Raw genomic sequence first — 21,475 nt, 5'->3', positions numbered from 1 at the left:
GGGACGCAGATCCGGGCCGGTGGTCGGGCACGCTCATTTTAGGGCCGCGGCACGGCGTGTTCGGGGCGGGCGCGAACGGGTTTTGTAACCGATTGTATGGCGCGGGACGAATGGTTTGGCGGGGTCGGTCCGTTTCCATCCAAAGCGGCTCAAGCGTCTCGTGCATTCGGGTCCCGAAACGGGCCGCGGAGCCGGCTCGCCAGTCTGTAACCATTGGCGGTATACGGCCCGATACCCGTTCGTCTAGAATCCGCGTAACTTTTACAAACAATCCCCCAATAAAGCAGGCGGGGAAGCCGGCAGACGCCGGAGGGACGGAGATTCGCACGCGCCGGGCGTGCATGGCGACAGCCGTTTCCGGGCACCTTCCGCTGCCACGGGCCGCCTGCCCGCACGCATGATGAACGCACTGGAACAAGAGCTCGCCACGCTGATCATCGGCGAACTGAATCTCGAAGACGTCACGCTCGACACCGTGACGGCCGAGACCCCGCTGTATGGCGAGGGTTTCGGGCTCGACTCCATCGACATCCTGGAAATCGCGCTGCTGATCTCGAAGAAATACGGCTTCGAGCTGCGTTCGGACAATCCGGACAACCAGAAGATTTTTGCGACGCTCGGTGCACTGGCGGCGTACGTCGCCGCGCACCGCACGAAGTGACCGTGTCGCGCCACGGGCGCGACGTGCAGATGTGCAGATGATGACGGCAGGCGGCCGCGATCGGCAGACGATACGCGGCCGCGTCGATCGAGGTGGAACGAGATGAACGGAGCAATTCGGTGCGCGCGCTCGTGACGGGCGGCAGCGGTGCACTTGGGCAGGCGATCTGCACGGCGCTCGCGCAGGCCGGCCATGAAGTGTGGGTGCATGCGAACCGCCATCTCGCGCAGGCGGAGGCGGTCGCGCAGCAGATCGTCGCGGCCGGCGGCACCGCGCACGCGATCGCGTTCGACGTGACCGACGCCGATGCGACGCTCGCCGCGCTGAAGCCGTTCATCGACGAGGCGCCGGTGCAGATCCTCGTCAATAACGCCGGCATTCACGACGATGCGCCGATGGCCGGCATGTCGCGCCGGCAGTGGCACAGCGTGCTCGACGTGACGCTCAACGGCTTCTTCAACGTCACGCAGCCGCTGCTGTTGCCGATGATCCGCACGCGGCGCGGCCGGATCGTCAACATCGCGTCGGTGGCCGGCGTGACCGGCAATCGCGGGCAGGTCAACTATGCGGCCGCGAAGGCGGGGCTGATCGGCGCGACGAAGTCGCTGTCGCTCGAGCTCGCGTCGCGCGGCATCACCGTGAACGCGGTCGCGCCCGGCATCATCGAATCGCCGATGGCCGAGCACGCGTTTCCCGCGGAACGCATCAAGCAGCTCGTGCCCGCGCAGCGCGCGGGCCGGCCCGACGAAGTCGCGGCGATGGTCGCGTATCTGGTGTCCGACGCCGCGGCCTATGTGACGGGGCAGGTGCTGTCCGTCAACGGCGGGCTCGCGTGACCAAGCGCGCAGCGTCGGCGTGACGTAACGCAACGCGGCGCAGGCCGCGAGGTTGCGCGGCCTGCGCCGCATAGTGAGGAAATCGAAGTGTCCGTGCATCCAGTCGACGCCGAACGGCGCCCGGGTTCCCTGTCGTCCTCTGCCGCGCCCGTCGTGCGCGGGCAGACGGCGGCCGGGCCGGTCGCGTCGCGCTCGGGCGAAGCGCTCGCGCACGACGGCGAGGGTGCGCTGCGGCTCGTCCGGATGAGCCATGCGCGGCTCGCCGCGCTGCTGCACGATGCGCGTGGCCGTGGCGACGGATTCGAGCGCGCGTTTCCCGGCGCATTGGGTGCGGTATGCATCGGCGCTGGCACAGCATCGCATGCCGAATCACGCGCGGACGCGGCAGCACGGATGCTGGCCGATGTCGTGCCCGACCTGCCGGTCGCCCCGGTGCCGATGACGCTGCTCGGCGCCGGCATCGCGCCGGACGACGCCGTCTGCGAAATCTGGCAATGCCGTGCGCGCGACCTGCGCAGCGAACGGCGCGGCGCGCTGCACTTTCGGTACAGCGAAACGGCGGGCCTCGTGTTCGGCAGCATCGTCGTGCACGAAGCGGCACTCGAGGCGAACGAATCGCACGACAGCGGCACCCCGCTCGAACGCGCGACCCACGACGCGTACCGCGCACTGTTCGACGTGCTCGATTCGCTCGGCATGCCGCATCCGCTGCGCATCTGGAATACCGTGCCGGCGATCAATGCGGTGCAGTTCGGGATCGAGCGCTATCGTCAGTTCAATATCGGCCGCCAGCATGCATTCGATGCGTGCCGCCGCGCGCTGACGGGCGGCGTGCCGGCCGCATGCGCGCTCGGCTCGGTCGTGCCGGTCGCGGGCGATGCGTCGCCGGCCGCGCCGCTCGCGATTCATTTCCTCGCGAGCCGCACGCCGGCCGATCCGGTCGAGAACCCGCGCCAGGTCAGCGCGTATCACTATCCGGCGGAGTACGGCCCGCGTGCGCCGACGTTCGCGCGTGCTGCCGCGTGGCCGCAACGCGATGCCGCGCCGCTGCTGTTCGTGTCGGGCACCGCGAGCATCGTCGGGCACCGCACCGTGCATCACGGCGACGTTCTCGCGCAAACGCGCGAGACGGTCGCGAACCTCGCGGCCGTGCTCGAGCAGGCCGCGCGCCAGGGGCACGGCCCGTTCTCGCTCGCCGACCTGAGCTATCGCGTCTACGTGCGCGACGCCGGCGATGCCGCGGCGCTGGCCGCGATCGAGCGCGTGCTGCGCGAGGCGGCCGGCCCCGGCGTGCGGCCGCTCGTCGTCCATGCGGACGTGTGCCGCGACGACCTGCTGGTCGAGATCGAGGCCAGCGCGGGTCATGAGGAGGCGTGGCTGTCATGAAGCGAGAAAACCTCACGATCGAGCCACCGGCTGCGCACGCGGGCGACGTCGACGAAGCCTGCCGACGGTCGCCGGCAAGTCATAAACTTTTGTCAGGATCCCCGTCTTCGCAATCGGCCGTTTCCATGTCCAAGCTGCACGCCTCGTCCACCCATCTCGTCCTGATTCCGAGCTACAACCCGGGCATCAAGGTCGACACGACCGTGCGCAATGCCCGCGCGCAATGGAATCCGGTGTGGGTCGTCGTCGACGGCAGCACCGACGGCAGCGCCGAACGGCTGCAGGCGATGGCCGAGCGCGACCCGGGCTTGCGCGTGATCGTGCTGCCGGAGAACCGCGGCAAGGGCGCCGCGGTGCTCGCCGGGCTCGACGCGGCGGCCGCGAGCGGCTTCACGCATGTGTTGACGATGGATTCCGACGGCCAGCATCCGGCCGACCTGATTCCCGCGTTCATGGCCGCGTCGCAGGCCGCGCCCGATGCGATGGTGCTGGGCGTGCCGAAGTTCGACGCGAGCGCGCCGCAGTTGCGCGTGCAGGGGCGCCGGCTGTCGAACGCGTGGGCCGACCTCGAGACGCTGTGGGCCGGGATCGGCGATTCGCTGTACGGGTTTCGCGTGTATCCGGTCGCGCCGCTGGCCGCGATCATGCGCCGCCAGCCCTGGATGCGCGGCTTCGACTTCGATCCCGAGGCGGCCGTGCGGCTGTGCTGGGCCGGCGTGCGGCCGATCCGCATCGACGCGCCGGTGCGCTATTTCGGCCGCCACGAGGGCGGCGTCTCGCACTTCCATTACGGCCGCGACAACGCGCTGCTCGCGTGGATGCACCTGCGCCTGTTCACCGGCTTCGCGGTGCGGCTGCCGATGCTGGTCGCGCGGCGGCTGACGCGACGCCACGACCAGACGGCCTGAGCCCGCCCGTTTCCCGTTCCGGTCGTCGCCCGGTTGCGGCGATTGCTCCGTTTTCCGTCGTCAATCCCGTGTCGACGCGCCGCATCGTTGCTGTTCGTCGAGTAATCCGCATGTCATCGGATGTAAACATCTGGTAATTTTCTGCCGGATTATGCAAAATCGCCGCTCCCAAATACAACTATCGAGGGATTCCGGGATGCAACTCAAGAAAGCGGTGGCAGCGTGTGGCGTGGCGTTTCTGTTGAGCGCGTGCGGTGGGGTACAGAACCTTGACGCGAACAGCCTGACGTCGGCGGGGACCAGCCTGTTCAAGGCAGCGACGCTGTCGGATGCCGACATCGCCGCACTGTCGAACGACTCGTGCAAGGCCAGCGATGCCGAATCGAAGATCGCGCCGGCGAACAGCGCGTACGCGAAGCGCCTGACGAAGGTGATGAAGGGCTTCGGCGACATGACGCTGAACGGCCAGAAGATCAACTACAAGGTCTACATGACCAAGGACGTCAACGCGTGGGCGATGGGCAACGGCTGCGTGCGCGTGTACAGCGGCCTGATGGACCAGATGAACGACGACGAGCTGCGCGGCGTGATCGGCCATGAAATGGGCCACGTTGCCCTGGGTCACTCGAAGAAGGCGATGCAGACGGCCTACGCGGTCAGCGCGGCGCGCACCGCGGCCGGCGCGGCATCGCCGGGCGTGGCGGCACTGACGAGCTCGCAGCTCGGCGACATCACCGAGAAGTTCATCAACGCGCAGTTCTCGCAGACGCAGGAAAGCGCGGCCGACGACTACTCGTTCGACCTGATGAAGCAGAAGGGCATGAACCAGAAGGGCCTCGTCACCGCATTCCAGAAGCTCGCGAAGCTCGACGGCGGCAAGAGCTCGATGATGGATTCGCACCCGTCGTCGGCGAGCCGTGCGCAGCACATCGAGGATCGCATCGCGAAGGGCAGCTGATCGCGCAACCGGTCGCCTGCCGCGGCGGGCGATCCAGCGGCGACATGAAAAACCCCACGCTCTTCCGGGCGTGGGGTTTTGTTTTTGGGGCGGGCGCTGCTTACGGCACCATCCCCGGCAGCACGTAGGCCTGCGCGAGCGTGATCAATCCGACGATCACCGCGAACAGCACGCTGTGCCGCACCGTGAAGCGGAACAGCTCCGACTCCTTGCCGACGAGGCCCGTCGCCGCGCAGGCGACCGCGATCGATTGCGGCGAGATCATCTTCGCGGTCACGCCGCCCGTCGTGTTCGCGGCCACCGCGAGCGTCTCGGGCACGCCGAGCTGATGGGCCGTGGCCTGCTGCAGCGAACAGAACAGCGCGTTCGACGACGTGTCCGAGCCCGTCAGGAACACGCCGAGCCAGCCGAGGAACGGCGAGAAGAACGGGAACGCGGCGCCGGTCGCGGCCAGCATCAGCGCGAGCGTCGACGACATCCCCGAGTAGTTCGCGACGAATGCGAACGCAAGCACGAGGCCGATCGACAGGATCGGGCGCGTCAGCTCCTTCAGCGTCTCGCCGAACGTGACGAGCGCGTCGCGCGGCTTCATCCGCAGCAACGCCATCGAGATCAGCGCGGTCACGAGGATCGCGCTGCCCACCGCCAACACGAGATCGATCTTCAGCACCGCGTCGAGCGCCTTCGGCGTCGCGGCGATCGGCGCGGTCTTCACGACGAGCTGGTCGAGCCCCGCCACATGGAACTTCAGCACGGTCGACGCGAGTGCGCCGTGCGCGGCGAACAGCGCCTTGAACGGCGCGATGCTCCATACGGTGACGACGGCCGTCAGGATCAGGAACGGCGACCACGCGCGCACGGTCTGCGCGAGCGTGTACGGCGACGCCTGCCGGCTCGTGCCGGTGCCGAAGCCGCTGCGCGAGCCTGCGCCCGCGCCGCCGAAGCCCGCGAGCGCGGCGCCGCCGCCGGATGCGACGAGGCCGCCGGCCGTCTGCTTCGCGGTGCGCGGCTGCCAGACCTTCAGGAACGCGGCGAGCGCGACGAGGCTGACGAGCGACGACGTGATGTCCGGCAGCTCGGGCCCGATGTGGTTCGACGTGAAGTACTGCGTCACCGCGAAGCTGCCGCCCGCGACGAGCGCGGCCGGCCAGGTCTGCCGCACGCCGCGCAGCCCGTCCATCATGAACACGAGCCAGAACGGCACCGCGAGCGACAGCAGCGGCAGCTGGCGGCCGGCCATCGCGCCGATATGGAACGGGTCGATGCCCGTCACCTGCCCGGCGACGATGATCGGAATGCCCATCGCACCGAACGCGACCGGCGCCGTGTTTGCAATCAGACACAGTCCCGCCGCGTGCAGCGGCTTGAAGCCGAGCCCGACGAGCAGCGCCGCCGTGATCGCGACGGGCGCGCCGAAGCCGGCGGCGCCTTCGAGGAACGCGCCGAACGAGAAGCCGATCAGCAGCATCTGCAGGCGCTGGTCGTCGGTGATCGACAGTACGGACGCGCGAATGATGTCGAACTGGCCGGTCTTCACGACGATCTTGTACAGGAACACGGCCGCGACGATGATCCACGCGATCGGCCAGATGCCGTACGCGAAGCCGAAGCCGGCTGCTGCGAGTGCCTGCGGCACGGGCATCCCGTACGCGAGGATCGCGACGCCGAGCGACAGCAGCAGCGTGATCGCCGCGGCGACGTGGCCCTTGAGCCGCAGCGCGGCCAGCGCGACGAAAAAGAAGATGATCGGGATTGCGGCGACGAACGCCGACAGCCCGAGGCTGCCGAGCGGCGTGTAGATCTGATGCCAGGCCTGCATGGATGTCTCCTCCATAGGTATTTGTCGATACGGCTTGAGAAACGAAACGGCTATTCGGGCTGGCCGCGTGCGCGCAGCAGGTCGGACAGGCTGCGCGGCGCCGGTTCGAGCGGCGTGCGGTGCTGCGTCCAGCCCATCTGTTTTGCCGGCGTCAGCGCACGCAGCCGCGTTGCGGTCCAGCGGAACGCGCGATAGGCACGCGGATGCGCGAACGCACCCGACCAGAAGCGCCACACGAGGTCTTCCGCGCGGTTGTAGTTCGCGCCCTGGCCGCGCAGCGGATGCGCGACGGGCTCGTCGGGCTTGCGGTTCGCTTCGGTGCGCAGCCGCATGAGCAGCTGCGGGATCGGAATCCGCACCGGGCATACCTCGCCGCAGGCACCGCACAGCGTCGATGCGGTCGGCAGGTCGGCCGTCGCGTCGAGGCCGAGCAGATGAGGCGAGATGATCTTGCCGATCGGGCCCGGGTAGGTCGTGCCGTAGGCGTGGCCGCCGATGCGCGTATAGACGGGGCAGTGGTTCATGCACGCGCCGCAGCGGATGCACTGCAGCGTCGCGCGCAGCTGCTCGTCCGCGTAAGCCTGCGTGCGGCCGTTGTCGAGCAGCACGAGATGCAGCTCGCGCGGGCCGTCGCGTTCGCCGTCGCGGCGCGGGCCCGAGATCAGGTTGAAGTACGTCGTGATTGCCTGGCCGGTGGCCGAGCGCGTGAGCAGGCTCGACAGCGGCACGATGTGCTCCAGCTTCTCGACGACCTTCTCGATCCCCATGATCGCGACGTGCGTATCGGGCACGGTCGTCGACAGGCGGCCGTTGCCTTCGTTCTCGACCAGCCACAGCGTGCCCGTGTCGACCGCCGCGAAGTTCACGCCGGACAGGCCGATGTCCGCCTCGGCGAACGCGCGGCGCAGCGCGCGCCGGCCGGTCTGGATCAGCGCGTCGACGTCCTCCGTGTAGCGCGTGCCGGGGATGTGCGCCGCGAACAGCTCGGCGATGTCGCCGCGCGTCTTGTGGATCGCCGGCATCACGATATGCGACGGCTTCTCGCCCGCGAGCTGCACGATGAATTCGCCCATGTCGGATTCGATGCAGTCGACGCCGTGCTCGGCGAGGTAATGGTTCAGCTCGATTTCCTCGCTCGCCATCGACTTGCCCTTGATCACGCGGCGGGCCTTCTTCGCCTGCGCGATGCCGAGCACGATCGCGTTCGCGTCGGCGGCCGTTTCGGCCCAGTGCACGTGCACGCCGGCTTCGGTGAGCTTCGTTTCGAGCCGTTCGAGCAGGGCGGGCAATTGCGCGAGCGCGTGCTGCCGCACGGCTTCGCCGAGGTCGCGCAACTGCTGCAGCTCGGTGTCGTCGGGGAACTGCGTCGCGCGCTTGCCTTGCAGGAAGTCCATCGCGCCACGAAAGCTCTTGCGCAGCGCGGGATCGTCGAGCGCGGCGCGCGCGCGGGCCTTGAAGTCGCCGGGGGCGACGAAGTGCAGCGTGTGGTCGTTCATTGCGGGAGAGCCTCGCTGGCGGTGGCGGCCGGGCCGGCGGCGGCCGTCTCGGTGACGATCACGACCCACAGGCGGCGCGGACCGTGTGCGCCATAGGCGAGCGTCTGCTGGATGTCGGAGGTTTTCGATGGGCCCGATACCAGCACGAGGTTGGTCGGCATGCCGGCGTGCCAGCGCTCCGCGTGCACGGCCGCGTGCAGGTCGGGGTGCAGCGTGCTCGCATGAACGAGCGCGACGTGCAGCGGCGGCACCAGCGACACCGTGCGCGGCGTGCCGGCATCGGGTGCGAGCACGACGGTGCCGGTGGCCGCGATGCCCGAGCGCGCGACGGTGAAGCCCGCGTCGATCGTGTCGAACAGTTCGGCCTTCCATGCGTCGATCGGCCGGTCGAACGGCACCGGCGCGACCGTGTCGGGCAGCGCGCGGGCGAGCGCCGCGGATTCGGCACGGGCCGGGTCGAGCAGCAGGCGGCGCACGCCGGCCTCGGCGAGCCGCGCGGCGAGCTGCGCGGGCCATTCGTCGCCGGTCGCGCACCAGACGTCCGCGTGCGACGCGGCGAGCGCGGCCTGCATCGTGAGGGCAAGTGTGTGCGGATCGTGTGCCGCCTCGGCTTCCATGCGGCGTGCGTCGTAATGCGTGTCGATGCGCGCGTCGAGCGCCGGGGCGGCATCGGCGGCGACACCCGGGGCGGCGGCGCGCAGCCGCTGGAGGATGGCGTCGCGCGCGCTCATCGCTTGTCTCCGCGCAGCGATGCGGCGCCGGCCGTGCGCCGCCACAGGAAGCTGGCGAGGTGCTCGACCGGCAGCGGCGCGCCGGATTGGTCGGCCGCGTGGCCGATGTTCAGCAGGCAGCCGCAGTCGGCGGACACGAGCCGGTCGCAGCCCGTCGTGCAGGCCGATGCGACCTTGTCGCGCACCATCGCGCCGGAGATGTCGGGATGCTTCAGCGAGAACGTGCCGCCGAAGCCGCAGCACTCGGATTCGCGTTCGTGTTCGATGCGCGTCACGCCCGGCAGCGCGTCGACGAGCGCGACGCCGTGCACGCGCGTGCCCATCTCGCGGCGGGCCGCGCACGACGTGTGCAGCACCACGCGCTCGTCGGCGCCGGCCGGCGCGGTGAGTGCATCGAGCCGCACGTCGAGCACGTGTACGAGGAATTCGGTGAGTTCGTAGGTGCGTTCCGCAATCGCCCGCGCCTGGGGGCCATGGACGGGATCGTCGGCGAACAGCGCCGGCCAATGGTGCCGGATCATGCCGCCGCACGAGCCGGACGGCACGATCACGGGCCACGGTTCGGCGAACAGGTCGAGCTGCGCGGCCGCGACGCGGCGCGCCTCGTCGGGATTGCCGCTGCTGTAGGCCGGCTGCCCGCAGCAGCTCTGGCCGCGCGGATAGTGGACGGTCAGGCCTTCGCGTTCCAGCAGGCGGACCGCGTCGAGCCCGGCGTCGGGGACGAACAGGTCGACCAGGCAGGTCGCGAACAGATAGACGTGCGCGGGGGCGGCGGGGTACTGCCTTGGGTTCATGTCTCGCTCCAGAGGCGCCGGCCCGGCATGCGGATGCGGGACGACGATTTCGCTGCATAATTCCCGCGACGGCGCCGCAGCTCAAATTGGTTGGGCCAATCGGCACGGAAGGCATTGCGCAGGGAGACGCGACGATGGCAGCGATGACGGCACGGGGCCGGACCGAAGTGGTGATGCGCAAGATCGAGACGGCGCTGCTCGACGGCACCTGGCCGGCCGGCGCGCGCCTGCCGGCCGAGCGCGTGCTCGCGCAGGAATACGGCGTGGCGCGCAATACGGTGCGCGAGGCGACCCAGCGGCTCGTCGCGCGCGGGCTGCTGCAGAGCCGGCGCGGCGCGGGTGTCTACGTGACCGACCAGTTGCGTGCCGGGATCGCGTCGCCGTGGGGCCAGCTGGTCGCCGATCATCCGGCGCTGCGCGACGACATCCTCGAGTTCCGCCGCGTGCTCGAAGGCGCGACCGCCTATTTCGCCGCGCTGCGCGCCGATGCGAACGACCGGCGCCGGATCCGTGCGCTGCTGCGCGAGCTCGAAACCGCGCATGCCAACGGCGCCGCGGCCGTCGAAGCCGCGACCGACGCGAAGCTGCACGAGGCGATCGCGCTTGCGTCGCACAACACGATGTTCCTGCACCTGCATACGAGCGTGATCGGGATGCTGCGCGAGCACATCTCGATCAACGTGGCGGGCATGACGACGCACGACGAGCAGGCGTCCGAGCTGCTGTTGCTGCAGCACCGCGTCGTGTGCGACGCGATCTGCGCGCAACGGCCCGAGGAGGCGCGCACCGCGATGCAGACGCATATCGATTATGTGCGCAGCCATTTCGAGCGCAGCGGCGATGGCGCATGAAGTTGGTTGGGCCACTTCGGCGCGTGGCCCGTCCGGCGGGCGACTCCGGAGCGGCGGGGCATCGGTGCCCGGCAGGCGGGCGGTCGTCCGTGGCCTGAAGCTGCCGGCGGCGCCCCGCGCGATTGACCGGTTCATCGGGCGCCCACTAGAATCGGCCGGAACCGCGCGCCAGCCGCGCGCCGCGGCGCATGCGGGCCTTTTGTTCCGCCAGTCGAGGAAGTTTCCGTGTTCACCTCTTTGATCCGGCGCGCACCGGCCGCGCTGTCGTGGCGCGCCGCCTGCCGCCCGGCCCGCGCACTGGCCGTCGGTATGCTGTTGTCGCTCGTCGCCGCCTGCGCGACGCATCCGCCCGCCACCACGCTCGAGCGCCCGGTCTCCCACGCGTTGCCGCCCGATGCCGCGACGCCGCTGCGCGACGCGCTGGCCGCGCCCGAGGCCGCGCATCCGGGCCAGTCCGGGTTCCGGCTGCTGCCGGAAGGTGCCGAGGCGCTGCAGATGCGCATCGCGCTCGCGCGCGCCGCGACGAAGACGCTCGACATGCAGTACTACATCGCGACCGAGGACACGACCGGCAAGCTGCTGCTCGCCGCGGCGCTCTACGCGGCCGATCGCGGCGTGCGCGTGCGGATGCTGGTCGACGACCTGAACTTCCGCGATATCGATCGCATCATGGCCGCGCTGAACACGCACCCGAACATCGAGATCCGTGTGTTCAACCCGTTCGGCGCGTCGCAGCAGCGCATGGTCGAACGTACGGCCAATTTCTTCACGCGCATCGACAGCTTCACGCGCCGGATGCACAACAAGGCGATGATCGCGGACAACCAGATCGCGATCGTCGGCGGCCGCAATCTCGGCGACGAATACTTCAACGCGAGCCCGACGCTGCAGTTCCGCGATCTCGACGTGCTGGCCGCCGGCCCCGTGACGAACGACGTCTCGGCGAGCTTCGACGCGTACTGGTCGAGCGCGAGCAGCTATCCGCTGCGCGTGCTGAATCACCAGTCGTTCGATCCGAAGGACCTCGACGCGACGCGCGACGAGCTGCGCGCCCACTGGCGCACGAACGCCGATCCATACAACGCGAAGCCGCTGAACGCGACGCCGCTCGCGCAGCAGATCTCACGCGACGAGCTCGCGCTTGTCTGGGCGCCCGCCGAGTTCAAGGTCGACGCGCCCGACAAGGTCGCGCGGCCGACCGACGCGTACGTGAGCCCGCCGATGCAGCGCCTGGTGGACCTCACCCGCGGCGCGCAGCAGGAATTTCTCGCGTTCTCGCCGTATTTCGTGCCGCACGACGCGGGCGTGAAGATCCTCGGCGACGCGACCGCGCGCGGCGTGCGCGTCGCGATCCTGACGAATTCGCTCGCCGCGACCGATGCGGTCGCCGTGCAGGCCGGCTACGGTCCGTATCGCGTGCCGTTGCTGCGGCACGGCGTCGAGCTGTACGAGTTCAAGGCGCAGCCGGGCCAGCCGCGCGCGCGCCTGTTCGGGTCGCGCTCGCGGGCGAGCCTGCATGCGAAGGCGTACGTGATCGACCGGAAGATCCTCGTGATCGGCTCGATGAACCTCGATCCGCGTTCCGCGCACCTGAACACCGAACTGGCGCTCGTGATCCACAGCCCGGCGCTCGCGCAGCAGGTCGCGACGATTTTCGCGCGCGTGACCCGGCCGGATGAAAGCTACCGCGTGAGCCTCGTCACGCCCGCGGGCGGCGGGTCGCCCGAACTCGAATGGACGGGCATCGACAACGGCCAGCCGACCACCTATCACGTCGATCCGCACGCGGGGCTGCTGCGCAACGTGATGACCGGCATGTTCATGCTGCTGCCGGTGGACGACCAGCTTTAAGGGGACGGAAGCGCTCCGGCTAAACCCGCGTTTCCGGTGCTCGGGGAAGCGTGATATGGTTGTGCGCGCAACTAATGTGGCGTGCGCGACGGGGCCGCCGGGCGGCTCGCGCCACGCGTGCCGCGCACACCCGCAACCGGAGTTCCCCCATGCAACGTGTCCCGAACCAGCCGTTCACGCGCCCCGCCCGTTTCTCCGAAGCCGAATGGCAGGCGCGCGTGCAGCTCGCGGCGGCTTACCGCATCTTCGACCATCTCGGCTGGACCGAGCTGATCTACAACCATATCTCGCTGCGCGTGCCGGGCGAGGACGGTCATTTCCTGATCAACCCGTTCGGGCTCCATTACCGCGAGGTGTGCGCGTCGAACCTCGTGAAGATCGACATCGACGGCAACGTGATCGGTCATTCCGACTGGCCGATCAATCCGGCCGGCTTCACGTTCCACAGCGCGATCCATGCGGCGCTGCCCGATGCGCACTGCGTGATGCACGTGCACACGACGCCGACGATGGCCGTGTGCTGTTCGCGCGACGGGCTGTCGTTCTCCAATTTCTATTCGGCGCAGCTGTACGGGAAGATCGCGTATCACGACTTCGAGGGCATCACCGTGCATCTCGAAGAGGGGCGGCGCATCGTCGAGAGCGCCGGCGGGCGGCCGGTGCTGCTGTTGCGCAACCATGGGCCCGTGACGATCGGCGCGACGCTCGCGCAGACCTTCTCGCTGATGTGGCTGCTCAATCGCGCATGCGAGGTGCAGGTCGCCACGCATGCGATCGGCGACGCGCTACCGATCGCGCCGCCGGTGCTCGAGGGGTGCGTGCGGGATTCGCTGAATTTCGATCCGAAGCATGGCGCGGGGCAGGACGCGTTCGACGCGTTGCAGCGGATCGTCGATCGCATCGATCCGGGCTATCGCGCGTGACGTGAAGCGGCGCGCTCGCATCGTCGTGCCTGATACGGGGTGAACCGGATCCGACGGCGGCGTGCGCAAAAAAAACGCGGCCGGGCGGCCGCGTGAATACTCGCAGACTCCTTCGGACGAAGGAAACAAGCAACTGTGAGACGAAGTGTAGCGAAAGGCCGCGTGCCGATTCAGTCATCCGGCTGCAAAGGTCCATTCCAGGTTGATGCAGACTGACGCGCCGTGCGCCGCGCGAGCGGGCCGGCCGGGCGCGGTGCGGCGATTCGCTGCATGGCCGTTCGGTCGACTCCCGGACCGGCGGCGATCGACTACCATCCTATCTGGCGCCCCCGTTCGGGTGGCGTACAACGTCGTACAAGGAGAGTCCATGCTCAAGCTGCGTTTGCTCCAGGTCGCGTTACTCGCGGGCGTGCTGGCCGCCGGCAGCGCCGCCGCCGAAACGGTGCGTCTGTCCGCCAATCTCCAGCCATCGAGTGAGGTGCCGCCCACGGCGACCAAGGGCTCGGGCGACGTCGAGGCCACCTACGACACGGCCACGCACATGCTGCAGTGGAAGGTCACCTACGAGCACCTCACGGGGCCGGCCACCGCCGCGCACTTCCACGGGCCGGCGCCGGTCGGCCAGAACGCGGGCGTGCAGGTGCCGATTCCGAAGGAGGAACTGGCGAGCCCGATCAAGGGCTCGAAGGAGCTCACCGACGCGCAGGTCACCGACCTGATGGGCGGCAAGTGGTATTTCAACGTCCATACGAAGGAGCACCCGGCCGGCGAGATTCGCGGCCAGGTGATGCCGGCGAACTGAGTGCCGGCGTTTGATCCGTGAGCGCCGGAAACCGGCAGCCGCAGGCGGCATTCCGCTGTGTCGGGTGCGGGCATGAGGGCCATGCCGATGTGGTCGGTATGATCAACATACTGGCGCGGGGGCACCGCGTTGCAGCCTGTGGAGAGCCGGTGCAGTCGGGCCGCTCCGTGAAGCAGGAACCCGCCGAGGCGATCTGAGACGAGCATCATCGTTTCAAACGCGGTAGGAATCCCGAGCCTTCAGGCGCGGGAGGATGTCAAGTAGAGGCACCTGTCGAGCGGTGCGGGAGCGATCGCACGTACCATCGTCACACTGTGATTACGGAGTGCGTCCGATGAGTTGGCAAAGCAAGTTCGCCTGCTGGCTGCTGCGCTGGCAGTTCCGTCCCGAGACCACGCGCGAGGTGCTCGATCCCGCCCGCGCACGGCGCTTTACCGACCTGCGGATGGTTGTGCCGCGCCGTGCGCCGTCGGGCTACCGGCTGCGCCAGTGCTATGGCCCGGCCGATGCGCCGCTGCGCGGCGAATGGCTCGAACGCACTGACTCGGTCGCGGGCCGCGGCCGCGGCCCCGGCCGCACGCTGCTGTACTTCCACGGCGGCGGCTATTACTTCTGTTCGACGAAGACCCACCGTCCGCTCGTGTTCGGCCTGACGAAGCGCGCGGGCGTGCGCTCGTTCTCGCTCGACTACCGGCTGGCGCCCGAGCACCGCTTCCCGGCCGCGCTCGACGATGCGCTCGCCGCGTACCGGCAATTGCTGGCGCTCGGCACGCCGCCCGAGTCGATCGTGCTCGGCGGCGATTCGGCGGGCGGCGGCCTTGCGCTCGCGACGCTCGTCGCGCTGCGCGACCGCGGCGAGCCGCTGCCGGCCGGCGCGATCCTGTTCTCGCCGTGGACCGATCTCGCCGCCACCGGCGCGACGCTGCGCACGAACGACGGCGCCGATCCGATGTTCGCGGGCGCGGCGCTGGCGAAGGCCGCGAAGCTGTACCTGGGCGACGAGCCGGGCACGAATCCGTACGCATCGCCGCTCTATGCGGATTTCACGGGGCTGCCGCCGCTGTATATCCAGGTCGGCAGCACCGAGGTGCTGCTCGACGATTCGCGCCGCGTCGCCGAGAAGGCGAAGGCTGCCGGGGTCGCGGTGGAGATCGAGGTGTGGCCCGACATGCCGCACGTGTGGCAGCTGTACGCGCCGATGGTGCCGGAGGCACGTGACGCGCTCGACCGCGCGGCCGCGTTCCTGCGCCGCGTCGCGGTCGAGCGTGCGGTTCAGCGCGCCGGCGAGGCGTCGATCGCCTGATAGGCGGCCTTGACGGCCACCGTGCCGTACTTGCGCTCGAGCCGGCGCACGGTGAAGTGGCCGTGCGCCATCTGCTGGAAGTGGTCGATGAACAGCGTATTGACGGTCGCGCCGAGCACGGCGCCGATCGCCGGAATCGACTTCGCGGCCATCTGCTCGGTCACCTGCACCGAGAAGCGCGACGCCACCGTCTGCACGAGCTTGAATACGGCCGCCGAGCTGTGCGCGGCGATGCCCTTCGTCGTGATGTCGGACGACGCCTTCGAGATCGCCTGCGCGAGCGCGCCGCGCAGCACGAAATAGCCGAGATCGGCGTCCTCTTCCTGCTTGTCCGGGTTGCCGCCCATGCCAAGCACGGCCAGGCATTGCAACTGCGTATCGACCGAGCCCAGGTCTTCTCCCTCGCTGCGCGCGATGTCGCACACCGAGCGGAAGATCAGCGTCGTCGTCACCGGCAGCTCGACCGGCAGCGCGAGAAAGCCGAACGCGCCGCCCGCCGCGCCGGTCGTCGCCACCGCGAGCTTGTGCAGCAGGTTGCTCGGCTTGTCGGGTTCGGCGTCCGGCCCGGGCGGCTTGCCGAGCGTGCGCAGCGCGATGTTCAGGCACTTGCGCAGCGCGAGCTGCGTCGCGTCGTTGATCTTGCCGGTCGCGAAATCCGGCAGCCGGGCGATCATTTTCTCGACCGGCGCGCCGAGCATGCCCGTCAGCTTCATCGTCAGCGACGGGCTTTCCAGCACCTGCTTCGCGCGCCACAGCGCGTCCCGATCCTCTTGGGACAGCGTGGTCGCGGGGGTGATTGAAATCGGTTCCATCTTTCTCCTTGGCGGTCTGGTTCGGTTTGACCGTCGCCAGCCTAGATTACTCCGGCGTGCTAGAATTTTGAGATTGTTTGACTCGTCAAAAGTTGCGCCAACAAAAAATGGCCGTCCATACTGCCGCCCACCATTCGAGCGGGCAAGTCCTGCCGTTCCGCGAATCGCTGCTGGCGATGATCGGGATCTCATTCGTCACCATGCTGGTCGCACTCGACCAGACCGTCGTCGGCACCGCGTTGCCGACCATCGTCGCCGAGCTTCGCGGTTTCGACCTGTACGCATGGGTCGCGACCTCGTACCTGCTCAGTTCCGTGATCACGGTGCCGATCTTCGGCCGGCTCGGCGACTATTACGGCCGCAAGCCGTTCGTCATCGTGTCGATCGTCGTGTTCACCGGCGCGTCCGTGCTGTGCGGGATGGCGAACGACATGCTGATGCTCGTGCTCGCCCGCGGGCTGCAGGGGATCGGCGGCGGGATGCTGGTCGGCACCGCGTTCGCGTGCATTCCCGACCTGTTCCCCGATTCCGTCGTGCGCCTGCGCTGGCAGGTGCTGATGAGCTCCGCGTTCGGCATCGCGAACGCGGTCGGGCCGTCGCTCGGCGGCGTGCTGACCCAGTCGTTCGGCTGGCGCTCCGTGTTCTACGTGAACCTGCCGGTCGGCCTGCTGTCGCTGCTGTTCGTGTGGCGCTACCTGCCGCACCTGCGCCACGTCGAGCACGATCGCAAGATGCGGCTCGACTGGCCGGGCGCGCTGCTGATCGCGCTGTCGCTCGGCGCGCTGCAGCTATTCGTCGAATGGCTGCCGAAGTACGGCGTCGCGAGCTGGGCGTCGCTGCTGCTCGTCGTCGCGGTCGCGGCCGGTTTCGGCCTGTGGCACTGGGAGAAGCGTTGCGCGCAGCCGATCTTGCCGTTCGACATGTTCGGCAACCGTGCACTGTCGGCGCTCTTCGTGCTGGCGATCCTCGCCGGCTTCGCGATGTTCTCGCTGCTGTTCTACGCGCCGCTGCTGTTCCAGGGCGGGTTCGGGATGTCGCCGAAGGAGGCGGGGCTCGTGATCACGCCGCTCGTCGTGTTCATCACGATCGGCAGCATCATGAACGGCCGTGTCGTCACGCGCATCCGCAATCCGAATGCGATGCTGCACGTCGGCTTCGTGCTGTTCGCGATCACCTGCGCGGGCATCGTCGTGTCGACCCACACGACGCCGAAGTGGCTGCTGATGGCGCTGATGGTCGCGGGCGGCATTGGGCTCGGCTTCGTGCTGCCGAACCTCACCGTCTTCGCGCAGCAGACGGCCGGCCGCGAGCATCTCGGTATCGCGACGGCGTTGCTGCAGTCGCTGCGGATGGTCGGCGGGATGGTCGGTACCGCGCTCACCGGCACGCTCGTCAACCAGATGTATTCGAGCGGCGTGCGCAATGCGCTGTCGGCCGACCACGCGATGCAGTGGCATGCGCAGCTCGCCGATCCGCAGATCCTGATCGATCGCGCCGCGCAGGGCGGTCTCGTCGCGGAGCTGACGCGGGCCGGGCATAATGGCGCGCTGCTGCTGGAAGCGGCCCGCGAATCGCTCGTCGGCGCGATTCACCTGGGCGTCGCGATGGCGGCGGTCGTCGCCGTGGTGTCGGTGTGGCAGTGCCGCCGCGTGCCGCCGATCGCGCTGCGGCACAAGATCGAACCGCATGTCGCGGCCGACTAAACGATTGAACGAGTAGAACTGAGCGCATGGAAGAACAGGACCGCGTCGCGATCTTGCAGCAATTCGGACGCACGTATCGCGCGTTCATGACCGCGTTCGAGGCGCACGTCGGGCAACCGATGCCGCGCTGGCGCATCATGGTCGCGTTGCACACGATGGGCGGGCATTCGTCGCAGAAGAAGCTCGTCGAAGTGCTGCGCGTCGATCCGGGCGCGCTCACGCGTCAGTTGAAGTCGCTCGACGCGCTCGGCTGGATCCAGCGCGAATCCGACGCACGCGACAATCGCGTGACCAACGTGACGCTGACGGACGACGGCCGCGCCGCGTTCGACGCTTGCCTGCCGCGCCGCAAGGCGTTTCTCGAACAGACGATGGCGCAATTGCCGGACGACGTGCTGACTGCGCTGTCGGGTGCGCTGGCGATGCTGGAGTCGCGGATCGCGGACGTCGGCTCGACGCCGGTCGCACGCTGAAGCGCGGGCAGGGCGGCGCGCATCCGCCGCCGGCCCGGCCCTTCATCTCATCTCAATTCACTTACGGTCAGACGCGGGTTCAAAGCTCGATGCGCGTGCCCAGCAGCGCGAGGAACTGCGCGAGCCACGCCGGATGCGCGGGCCACGCGGGCGCGGTGACGAACGGCGCGTCGGTCACGGCCGCGTCGACCGGGATGTCCGCGTATTCGCCGCCGGCGAGCTTCACCTCGGGCGCGCAGGCCGGGTAGGCCGAGATGCGCTTGCCGCGGATCACGTCGGCGGCCGCGAGCAGTTGCGCCGCGTGGCAGATCGCCGCGATCGGCTTGCCGGCTTCGGCGAACTCGCGCACGAGCGAGATCACCTTCGGATCGAGTCGCAGGTATTCGGGCGCGCGGCCGCCCGCGATCGCGAGTGCGTCGTAGCGCGATGCGTCGACGTCGTCGAACGCCGCGTTCAGCGTGAACTGGTGGCCCGGCTTCTCGGTGTAGGTCTGGTCGCCCTCGAAATCGTGGATCGCGGTCTTGATCTTGTCGCCCGCGCGCTTGCCCGGGCAGACTGCATCGACGTGGTGGCCGACGGCCTGCAGCGCCTGGAACGGCACCATCGTTTCGTAGTCTTCGGCGAAATCGCCGGTCAGGAACAGGATCTTCTTCGCGGCCATGGCTTTCTCCAGTGGAGCTGCGTTGAGGGCCCGCGCGACAGGCAAGTGCCACGCCCGCGTGGGGCCCCGAGGACGAAAGCGCAGTGTACTCCGGCCGCTTGAAGCGCGCGTGACGGCCGCCCCGCGCGAGCGGCGGGGCGGTGGTGCGCGCCGTGCGCGACGGGCGTCAGAAGAAGGTTTCGACGACTTCCGTCACGCCGAACTGCGGATCGAGCACGAGCACCTGGCGCCACTTGTCGAACGTCAGGCACGGGTGCGAGATGTCGAACGCGACCATGTCGCCCACTTTCACGTCCGCGCCCGGCGGGATCTGCAGGTACGCGTGCTGGTCCATCATTCCGGTCACGGCCCAGCCTTCGGTGGCGGCGACGTCGCGCGGCGCGGTGTCGCGGCCCGGGCGGAAGTGGCGCGCCGGCTCCGGCAGCCCCGCGTCGAACGCCGCATCGCGCTTGCCGAGCGCGACGATCGCGCGATCCGCCTCCGGCACCGACTGCACGTAGGCCCACAGCTGCAGCGCGGGCAGCAGCCCTTCGCCCATCGTGCGTGCGATCGGGTTGCGCGCGAACACGTCGGTCTGCGCCTTCTTGTAGATGCCGACATCGTGCGTCAGGTAGCAGCCCGGACGCAGCACGACCTCCGCGAAGCCGGCGTTCGACGCCTTCGCGAATTCCTCCGCGACCACGTCGTACCACGCCGAACCGGCGCCGGACAGGATCGCCGGCGTGCGCGCGAAGCGGCCGGCTTCGGCCAGCTCGCGCGTGAGCGCGACCGCTTCCTGCAGGAACGTGCGGATCTCGCCTTCTTCCTTCAGCACGCCTTCGTAGAGTTCGATACCGGCCAGCTTCAGCATATCCGGATAGCGCGCGATCGCGGCGAGCACGGCCTCGCGTTGCGCGGCATCGCGCACGCCCGCGCGGCCGCCCGGCACGCCGAGCTCGAGCAGCACGTTCAGCGGCTTCTTCAGCGCACCGAAGAAGCGGCCGAGCTGGTCGACGCTCTCCGCCGAATCGACGAGACAGAAGAATTCGAAATCCGGATCGGACAGCAGCCCGGCGATGATCGTCATGTTCTGGCGGCCGACCAGCTGGTTCGCGAGCAGCACGCGGCGCACGCCGCCGTGATACGCGGCCTGCGTCTGGTGCGCGGTCGCGAGCGTGATGCCCCACGCGCCGGCGTCGAGCTGGCGGCGGAACAGTTGCGGTGCCATCGTCGTCTTGCCGTGCGGCGCGAACTTGACGCCGTACTTCTGGACGAAGGCCTGCATCCAGTTCAGGTTGTGTTCGATGCGGTCCTCGTAAAGCACGGCGGCCGGGAGGCTGACGTCTTCCGCAAGCAGGTTCCACTCGAGGCGGCCTGCGTCGCCGAGCGGCACGCTCGCGCTGGGCAGATTGCCGAGGCCCTTGCCGAACGGATCGATCGTCGCTTCCTGATAGTTTGTAACTTTCATGTCATCCCGCTCCATCATCACTATGCATTGCACTGAAGTTGACACGCCGATGGTACAGAAAGTAGCATCGGCGCGGTGATGTTATTTAGTAACATCGAGCTTCGCACCCTTTTCCGCTGATGAATACGCCCGCCACTCCGTCCGCCCCGCTCGCAGCCGAGCTTCACCCGGCGCCGGCCGCTCCGCCGGTGCTCGACATCGTTGCGCGGATCGCCGAATGTGCGCCCGAGCTGCGCGAAGCCGAGCGCAAGGTCGCCGCGTTCATCCTCGCCGACCTGGCGCGCGCCGCGCATGCCAGCATCGGCGCGCTGGCACGCGACGCGGAGGTCAGCGTCGCGACGGTCACGCGTTTCGCGAAAGCGGTCGGTTGCCGCGACGTGCGCGAACTGAAGGTGCTCGTCGCGCAGGCGGCGGCCGTCGGCCAGCGCTTTCTGGTGCCGTCCGACGACGTGCCGGCCGACGACGCGAGCCCCGCGTCGATGGTCTACGACGAAATTCGCGTGGCGCTCGCGCACAACCATCAGTTGCTGCGCAACACGTCGTTCGACGCAGCCGCCGACCTGCTCGCCGCCGCGAAGATGACCTACGTGTACGGCCAGGGCGGCGGCTCGACCGCGCTCGCCGACGAGCTGCGCTTCCGGCTCGTGCGCTTCGGCCGGCCGGTCGCGAGCTACCAGGACAGCCTGCTGCAGCGGATGGTGGCCGCGACGCTGTCGCGCGACACCGTGGTCGTCGCGCTGTCGGTGAGCGGGCGTGTGCCCGAGCTGCTCGAAAGCTGCCGGCTCGCGAAGCGCTACGGCGCGAAGCTGATCGCGATCACCGCGCCGGCATCGCCGCTCGCGAAGCTGGCCGACCACCTGATTCCGGTCGTCGCGTTCGAAACCGATTTCATTTACAAGCCGTCGACATCGCGTTACGCGATGATGATGGCGATCGACGTGCTCGTCACCGGAGTCGCCTTGCGGCTCGGCGATGCGGGCCGAGAATCGCTGCGCCGCATCAAGCACGCGCTCGATGCGCATCGCGGCGGCGGAGACCGTCAACCGGTAGGAGACTGACC

General features: G+C 68.9%; 20 protein-coding genes and 1 pseudogene. 14 read left to right on the top strand and 7 right to left on the bottom strand.

Annotation, left to right across the window (positions count from 1 at the left end; translation table 11 throughout):
• Window positions 1-400 precede the first annotated feature (400 nt).
• The 5 genes from CFB47_RS15815 (at window position 401) to CFB47_RS15795 (ending at window position 4,749) form a co-directional block, all read left to right on the top strand.
• Complete coding sequence (locus tag CFB47_RS15815; protein ID WP_069249366.1) at window positions 401-661, top strand: phosphopantetheine-binding protein; 261 nt, start codon at window positions 401-403, stop codon at window positions 659-661.
• A gap of 119 nt (window positions 662-780) precedes the next feature.
• Window positions 781-1,497: a 3-oxoacyl-ACP reductase FabG gene (gene fabG / locus CFB47_RS15810; RefSeq protein ID WP_089461638.1), complete on the top strand. Its 717-nt coding sequence runs from the start codon at window positions 781-783 to the stop codon at window positions 1,495-1,497.
• 87 nt (window positions 1,498-1,584) lie between these two features.
• The gene (locus CFB47_RS15805; RefSeq protein ID WP_089461637.1) at window positions 1,585-2,883 is read left to right on the top strand and encodes an endoribonuclease L-PSP; all 1,299 of its coding nucleotides are present in this window, start codon (window positions 1,585-1,587) and stop codon (window positions 2,881-2,883) included.
• A gap of 125 nt (window positions 2,884-3,008) precedes the next feature.
• Window positions 3,009-3,791, top strand: a complete 783-nt coding sequence (locus CFB47_RS15800) for a glycosyltransferase family 2 protein (protein ID WP_089456918.1) — start codon at window positions 3,009-3,011, stop codon at window positions 3,789-3,791.
• Between the two features lie 196 nt (window positions 3,792-3,987).
• A complete protein-coding gene (locus CFB47_RS15795; protein ID WP_089461636.1) occupies window positions 3,988-4,749 on the top strand; it encodes a M48 family metallopeptidase in 762 nt (253 codons plus the stop codon).
• 100 nt (window positions 4,750-4,849) lie between these two features.
• On the opposite strand, the gene CFB47_RS15790 is transcribed toward CFB47_RS15795, so the two are convergent.
• The 4 genes from CFB47_RS15790 to CFB47_RS15775 are packed head-to-tail and all read right to left on the bottom strand — an operon-like array spanning window position 4,850 to window position 9,589.
• Complete coding sequence (locus CFB47_RS15790) at window positions 4,850-6,568, bottom strand: lactate permease LctP family transporter (RefSeq protein WP_089461635.1); 1,719 nt, start codon at window positions 6,566-6,568, stop codon at window positions 4,850-4,852.
• Window positions 6,569-6,618: 50 nt separating this feature from the next.
• Window positions 6,619-8,064 (bottom strand): LutB/LldF family L-lactate oxidation iron-sulfur protein, encoded by a 1,446-nt coding sequence (locus CFB47_RS15785; protein ID WP_089461634.1) that lies wholly within the window; start codon window positions 8,062-8,064, stop codon window positions 6,619-6,621.
• On the bottom strand, window positions 8,061-8,795 hold the full coding sequence (locus CFB47_RS15780) for a lactate utilization protein C (RefSeq protein ID WP_089461633.1): 735 nt from the start codon (window positions 8,793-8,795) through the stop codon (window positions 8,061-8,063). The genes CFB47_RS15785 and CFB47_RS15780 overlap by 4 nt, the downstream gene beginning before the upstream one ends.
• Window positions 8,792-9,589, bottom strand: coding sequence for a (Fe-S)-binding protein (locus CFB47_RS15775; RefSeq protein WP_089461632.1), 798 nt, complete (start codon window positions 9,587-9,589; stop codon window positions 8,792-8,794). The genes CFB47_RS15780 and CFB47_RS15775 overlap by 4 nt, the downstream gene beginning before the upstream one ends.
• Window positions 9,590-9,723: 134 nt before the next feature.
• Between CFB47_RS15775 and CFB47_RS15770 the strand changes: the two genes are divergently transcribed.
• From CFB47_RS15770 to CFB47_RS15745, 6 genes and pseudogenes are all read left to right on the top strand, one after another.
• The gene (locus CFB47_RS15770) at window positions 9,724-10,440 is read left to right on the top strand and encodes a FadR/GntR family transcriptional regulator (RefSeq protein ID WP_069248848.1); all 717 of its coding nucleotides are present in this window, start codon (window positions 9,724-9,726) and stop codon (window positions 10,438-10,440) included.
• 225 nt (window positions 10,441-10,665) lie between these two features.
• A complete protein-coding gene (locus CFB47_RS15765) occupies window positions 10,666-12,291 on the top strand; it encodes a phospholipase D family protein (protein WP_089461631.1) in 1,626 nt (541 codons plus the stop codon).
• A 149-nt stretch (window positions 12,292-12,440) separates the two neighbouring features.
• The gene (locus CFB47_RS15760; RefSeq protein WP_006497398.1) at window positions 12,441-13,214 is read left to right on the top strand and encodes a class II aldolase/adducin family protein; all 774 of its coding nucleotides are present in this window, start codon (window positions 12,441-12,443) and stop codon (window positions 13,212-13,214) included.
• 367 nt (window positions 13,215-13,581) lie between these two features.
• A complete protein-coding gene (locus CFB47_RS15755; RefSeq protein ID WP_046544429.1) occupies window positions 13,582-14,016 on the top strand; it encodes a CHRD domain-containing protein in 435 nt (144 codons plus the stop codon).
• Window positions 14,017-14,033: 17 nt separating this feature from the next.
• Window positions 14,034-14,213, top strand: a pseudogene (locus CFB47_RS15750) (zinc ribbon domain-containing protein); the annotation flags it as partial.
• Window positions 14,214-14,350: 137 nt separating this feature from the next.
• On the top strand, window positions 14,351-15,319 hold the full coding sequence (locus CFB47_RS15745) for an alpha/beta hydrolase (protein WP_089461630.1): 969 nt from the start codon (window positions 14,351-14,353) through the stop codon (window positions 15,317-15,319).
• On the opposite strand, the gene CFB47_RS15740 is transcribed toward CFB47_RS15745, so the two are convergent.
• Window positions 15,289-16,131 (bottom strand): EcsC family protein, encoded by an 843-nt coding sequence (locus CFB47_RS15740; protein ID WP_089461629.1) that lies wholly within the window; start codon window positions 16,129-16,131, stop codon window positions 15,289-15,291. The genes CFB47_RS15745 and CFB47_RS15740 overlap by 31 nt on opposite strands.
• A 107-nt stretch (window positions 16,132-16,238) precedes the next feature.
• Here CFB47_RS15740 and CFB47_RS15735 point away from each other — a divergent pair, with 107 nt between their 5' ends.
• Both CFB47_RS15735 and CFB47_RS15730 read left to right on the top strand, forming a co-directional pair.
• On the top strand, window positions 16,239-17,834 hold the full coding sequence (locus CFB47_RS15735) for an MDR family MFS transporter (RefSeq protein ID WP_089461628.1): 1,596 nt from the start codon (window positions 16,239-16,241) through the stop codon (window positions 17,832-17,834).
• Between the two features lie 26 nt (window positions 17,835-17,860).
• Window positions 17,861-18,307, top strand: coding sequence for a MarR family winged helix-turn-helix transcriptional regulator (locus CFB47_RS15730; RefSeq protein WP_089456909.1), 447 nt, complete (start codon window positions 17,861-17,863; stop codon window positions 18,305-18,307).
• Between the two features lie 79 nt (window positions 18,308-18,386).
• On the opposite strand, the gene CFB47_RS15725 is transcribed toward CFB47_RS15730, so the two are convergent.
• On the bottom strand, window positions 18,387-18,968 hold the full coding sequence (locus CFB47_RS15725) for a DJ-1/PfpI family protein (protein WP_021161332.1): 582 nt from the start codon (window positions 18,966-18,968) through the stop codon (window positions 18,387-18,389).
• A 166-nt stretch (window positions 18,969-19,134) separates the two neighbouring features.
• Entirely contained in the window at window positions 19,135-20,415 is a 1,281-nt protein-coding gene (locus CFB47_RS15720) for an amino acid deaminase (RefSeq protein ID WP_089461627.1), read from the bottom strand.
• 119 nt (window positions 20,416-20,534) lie between these two features.
• On the opposite strand from CFB47_RS15720, the gene CFB47_RS15715 reads away from it, so the two are divergent.
• Complete coding sequence (locus CFB47_RS15715; protein WP_089461626.1) at window positions 20,535-21,473, top strand: MurR/RpiR family transcriptional regulator; 939 nt, start codon at window positions 20,535-20,537, stop codon at window positions 21,471-21,473.
• Window positions 21,474-21,475 lie beyond the last annotated feature (2 nt).

It is taken from the genome of Burkholderia sp. AU27893 (genome assembly GCF_002223205.1).
GTDB lineage: Bacteria > Pseudomonadota > Gammaproteobacteria > Burkholderiales > Burkholderiaceae > Burkholderia.
The sequence above is the reverse complement of the archived record's forward strand: the minus strand, read 5'-3'. Positions and strand labels throughout refer to the sequence as shown.

Excerpts from the sequence above, each read along its gene's own strand:
- CFB47_RS15815 (WP_069249366.1), top strand. The coding sequence starts at position 401 with ATGAACGCACTGGAACAAGAGCTCGCCACGCTGATCATCGGCGAACTG.
- CFB47_RS15800 (WP_089456918.1), top strand. The coding sequence starts at position 3,009 with ATGTCCAAGCTGCACGCCTCGTCCACCCATCTCGTCCTGATTCCGAGC.
- CFB47_RS15795 (WP_089461636.1), top strand. The coding sequence starts at position 3,988 with ATGCAACTCAAGAAAGCGGTGGCAGCGTGTGGCGTGGCGTTTCTGTTG.
- CFB47_RS15790 (WP_089461635.1), bottom strand. The coding sequence starts at position 6,568 with ATGCAGGCCTGGCATCAGATCTACACGCCGCTCGGCAGCCTCGGGCTG.
- CFB47_RS15785 (WP_089461634.1), bottom strand. The coding sequence starts at position 8,064 with ATGAACGACCACACGCTGCACTTCGTCGCCCCCGGCGACTTCAAGGCC.
- CFB47_RS15780 (WP_089461633.1), bottom strand. The coding sequence starts at position 8,795 with ATGAGCGCGCGCGACGCCATCCTCCAGCGGCTGCGCGCCGCCGCCCCG.
- CFB47_RS15775 (WP_089461632.1), bottom strand. The coding sequence starts at position 9,589 with ATGAACCCAAGGCAGTACCCCGCCGCCCCCGCGCACGTCTATCTGTTC.
- CFB47_RS15770 (WP_069248848.1), top strand. The coding sequence starts at position 9,724 with ATGGCAGCGATGACGGCACGGGGCCGGACCGAAGTGGTGATGCGCAAG.
- CFB47_RS15760 (WP_006497398.1), top strand. The coding sequence starts at position 12,441 with ATGCAACGTGTCCCGAACCAGCCGTTCACGCGCCCCGCCCGTTTCTCC.
- CFB47_RS15755 (WP_046544429.1), top strand. The coding sequence starts at position 13,582 with ATGCTCAAGCTGCGTTTGCTCCAGGTCGCGTTACTCGCGGGCGTGCTG.
- CFB47_RS15745 (WP_089461630.1), top strand. The coding sequence starts at position 14,351 with ATGAGTTGGCAAAGCAAGTTCGCCTGCTGGCTGCTGCGCTGGCAGTTC.
- CFB47_RS15740 (WP_089461629.1), bottom strand. The coding sequence starts at position 16,131 with ATGGAACCGATTTCAATCACCCCCGCGACCACGCTGTCCCAAGAGGAT.
- CFB47_RS15735 (WP_089461628.1), top strand. The coding sequence starts at position 16,239 with ATGGCCGTCCATACTGCCGCCCACCATTCGAGCGGGCAAGTCCTGCCG.
- CFB47_RS15730 (WP_089456909.1), top strand. The coding sequence starts at position 17,861 with ATGGAAGAACAGGACCGCGTCGCGATCTTGCAGCAATTCGGACGCACG.
- CFB47_RS15725 (WP_021161332.1), bottom strand. The coding sequence starts at position 18,968 with ATGGCCGCGAAGAAGATCCTGTTCCTGACCGGCGATTTCGCCGAAGAC.
- CFB47_RS15720 (WP_089461627.1), bottom strand. The coding sequence starts at position 20,415 with ATGAAAGTTACAAACTATCAGGAAGCGACGATCGATCCGTTCGGCAAG.
- CFB47_RS15715 (WP_089461626.1), top strand. The coding sequence starts at position 20,535 with ATGAATACGCCCGCCACTCCGTCCGCCCCGCTCGCAGCCGAGCTTCAC.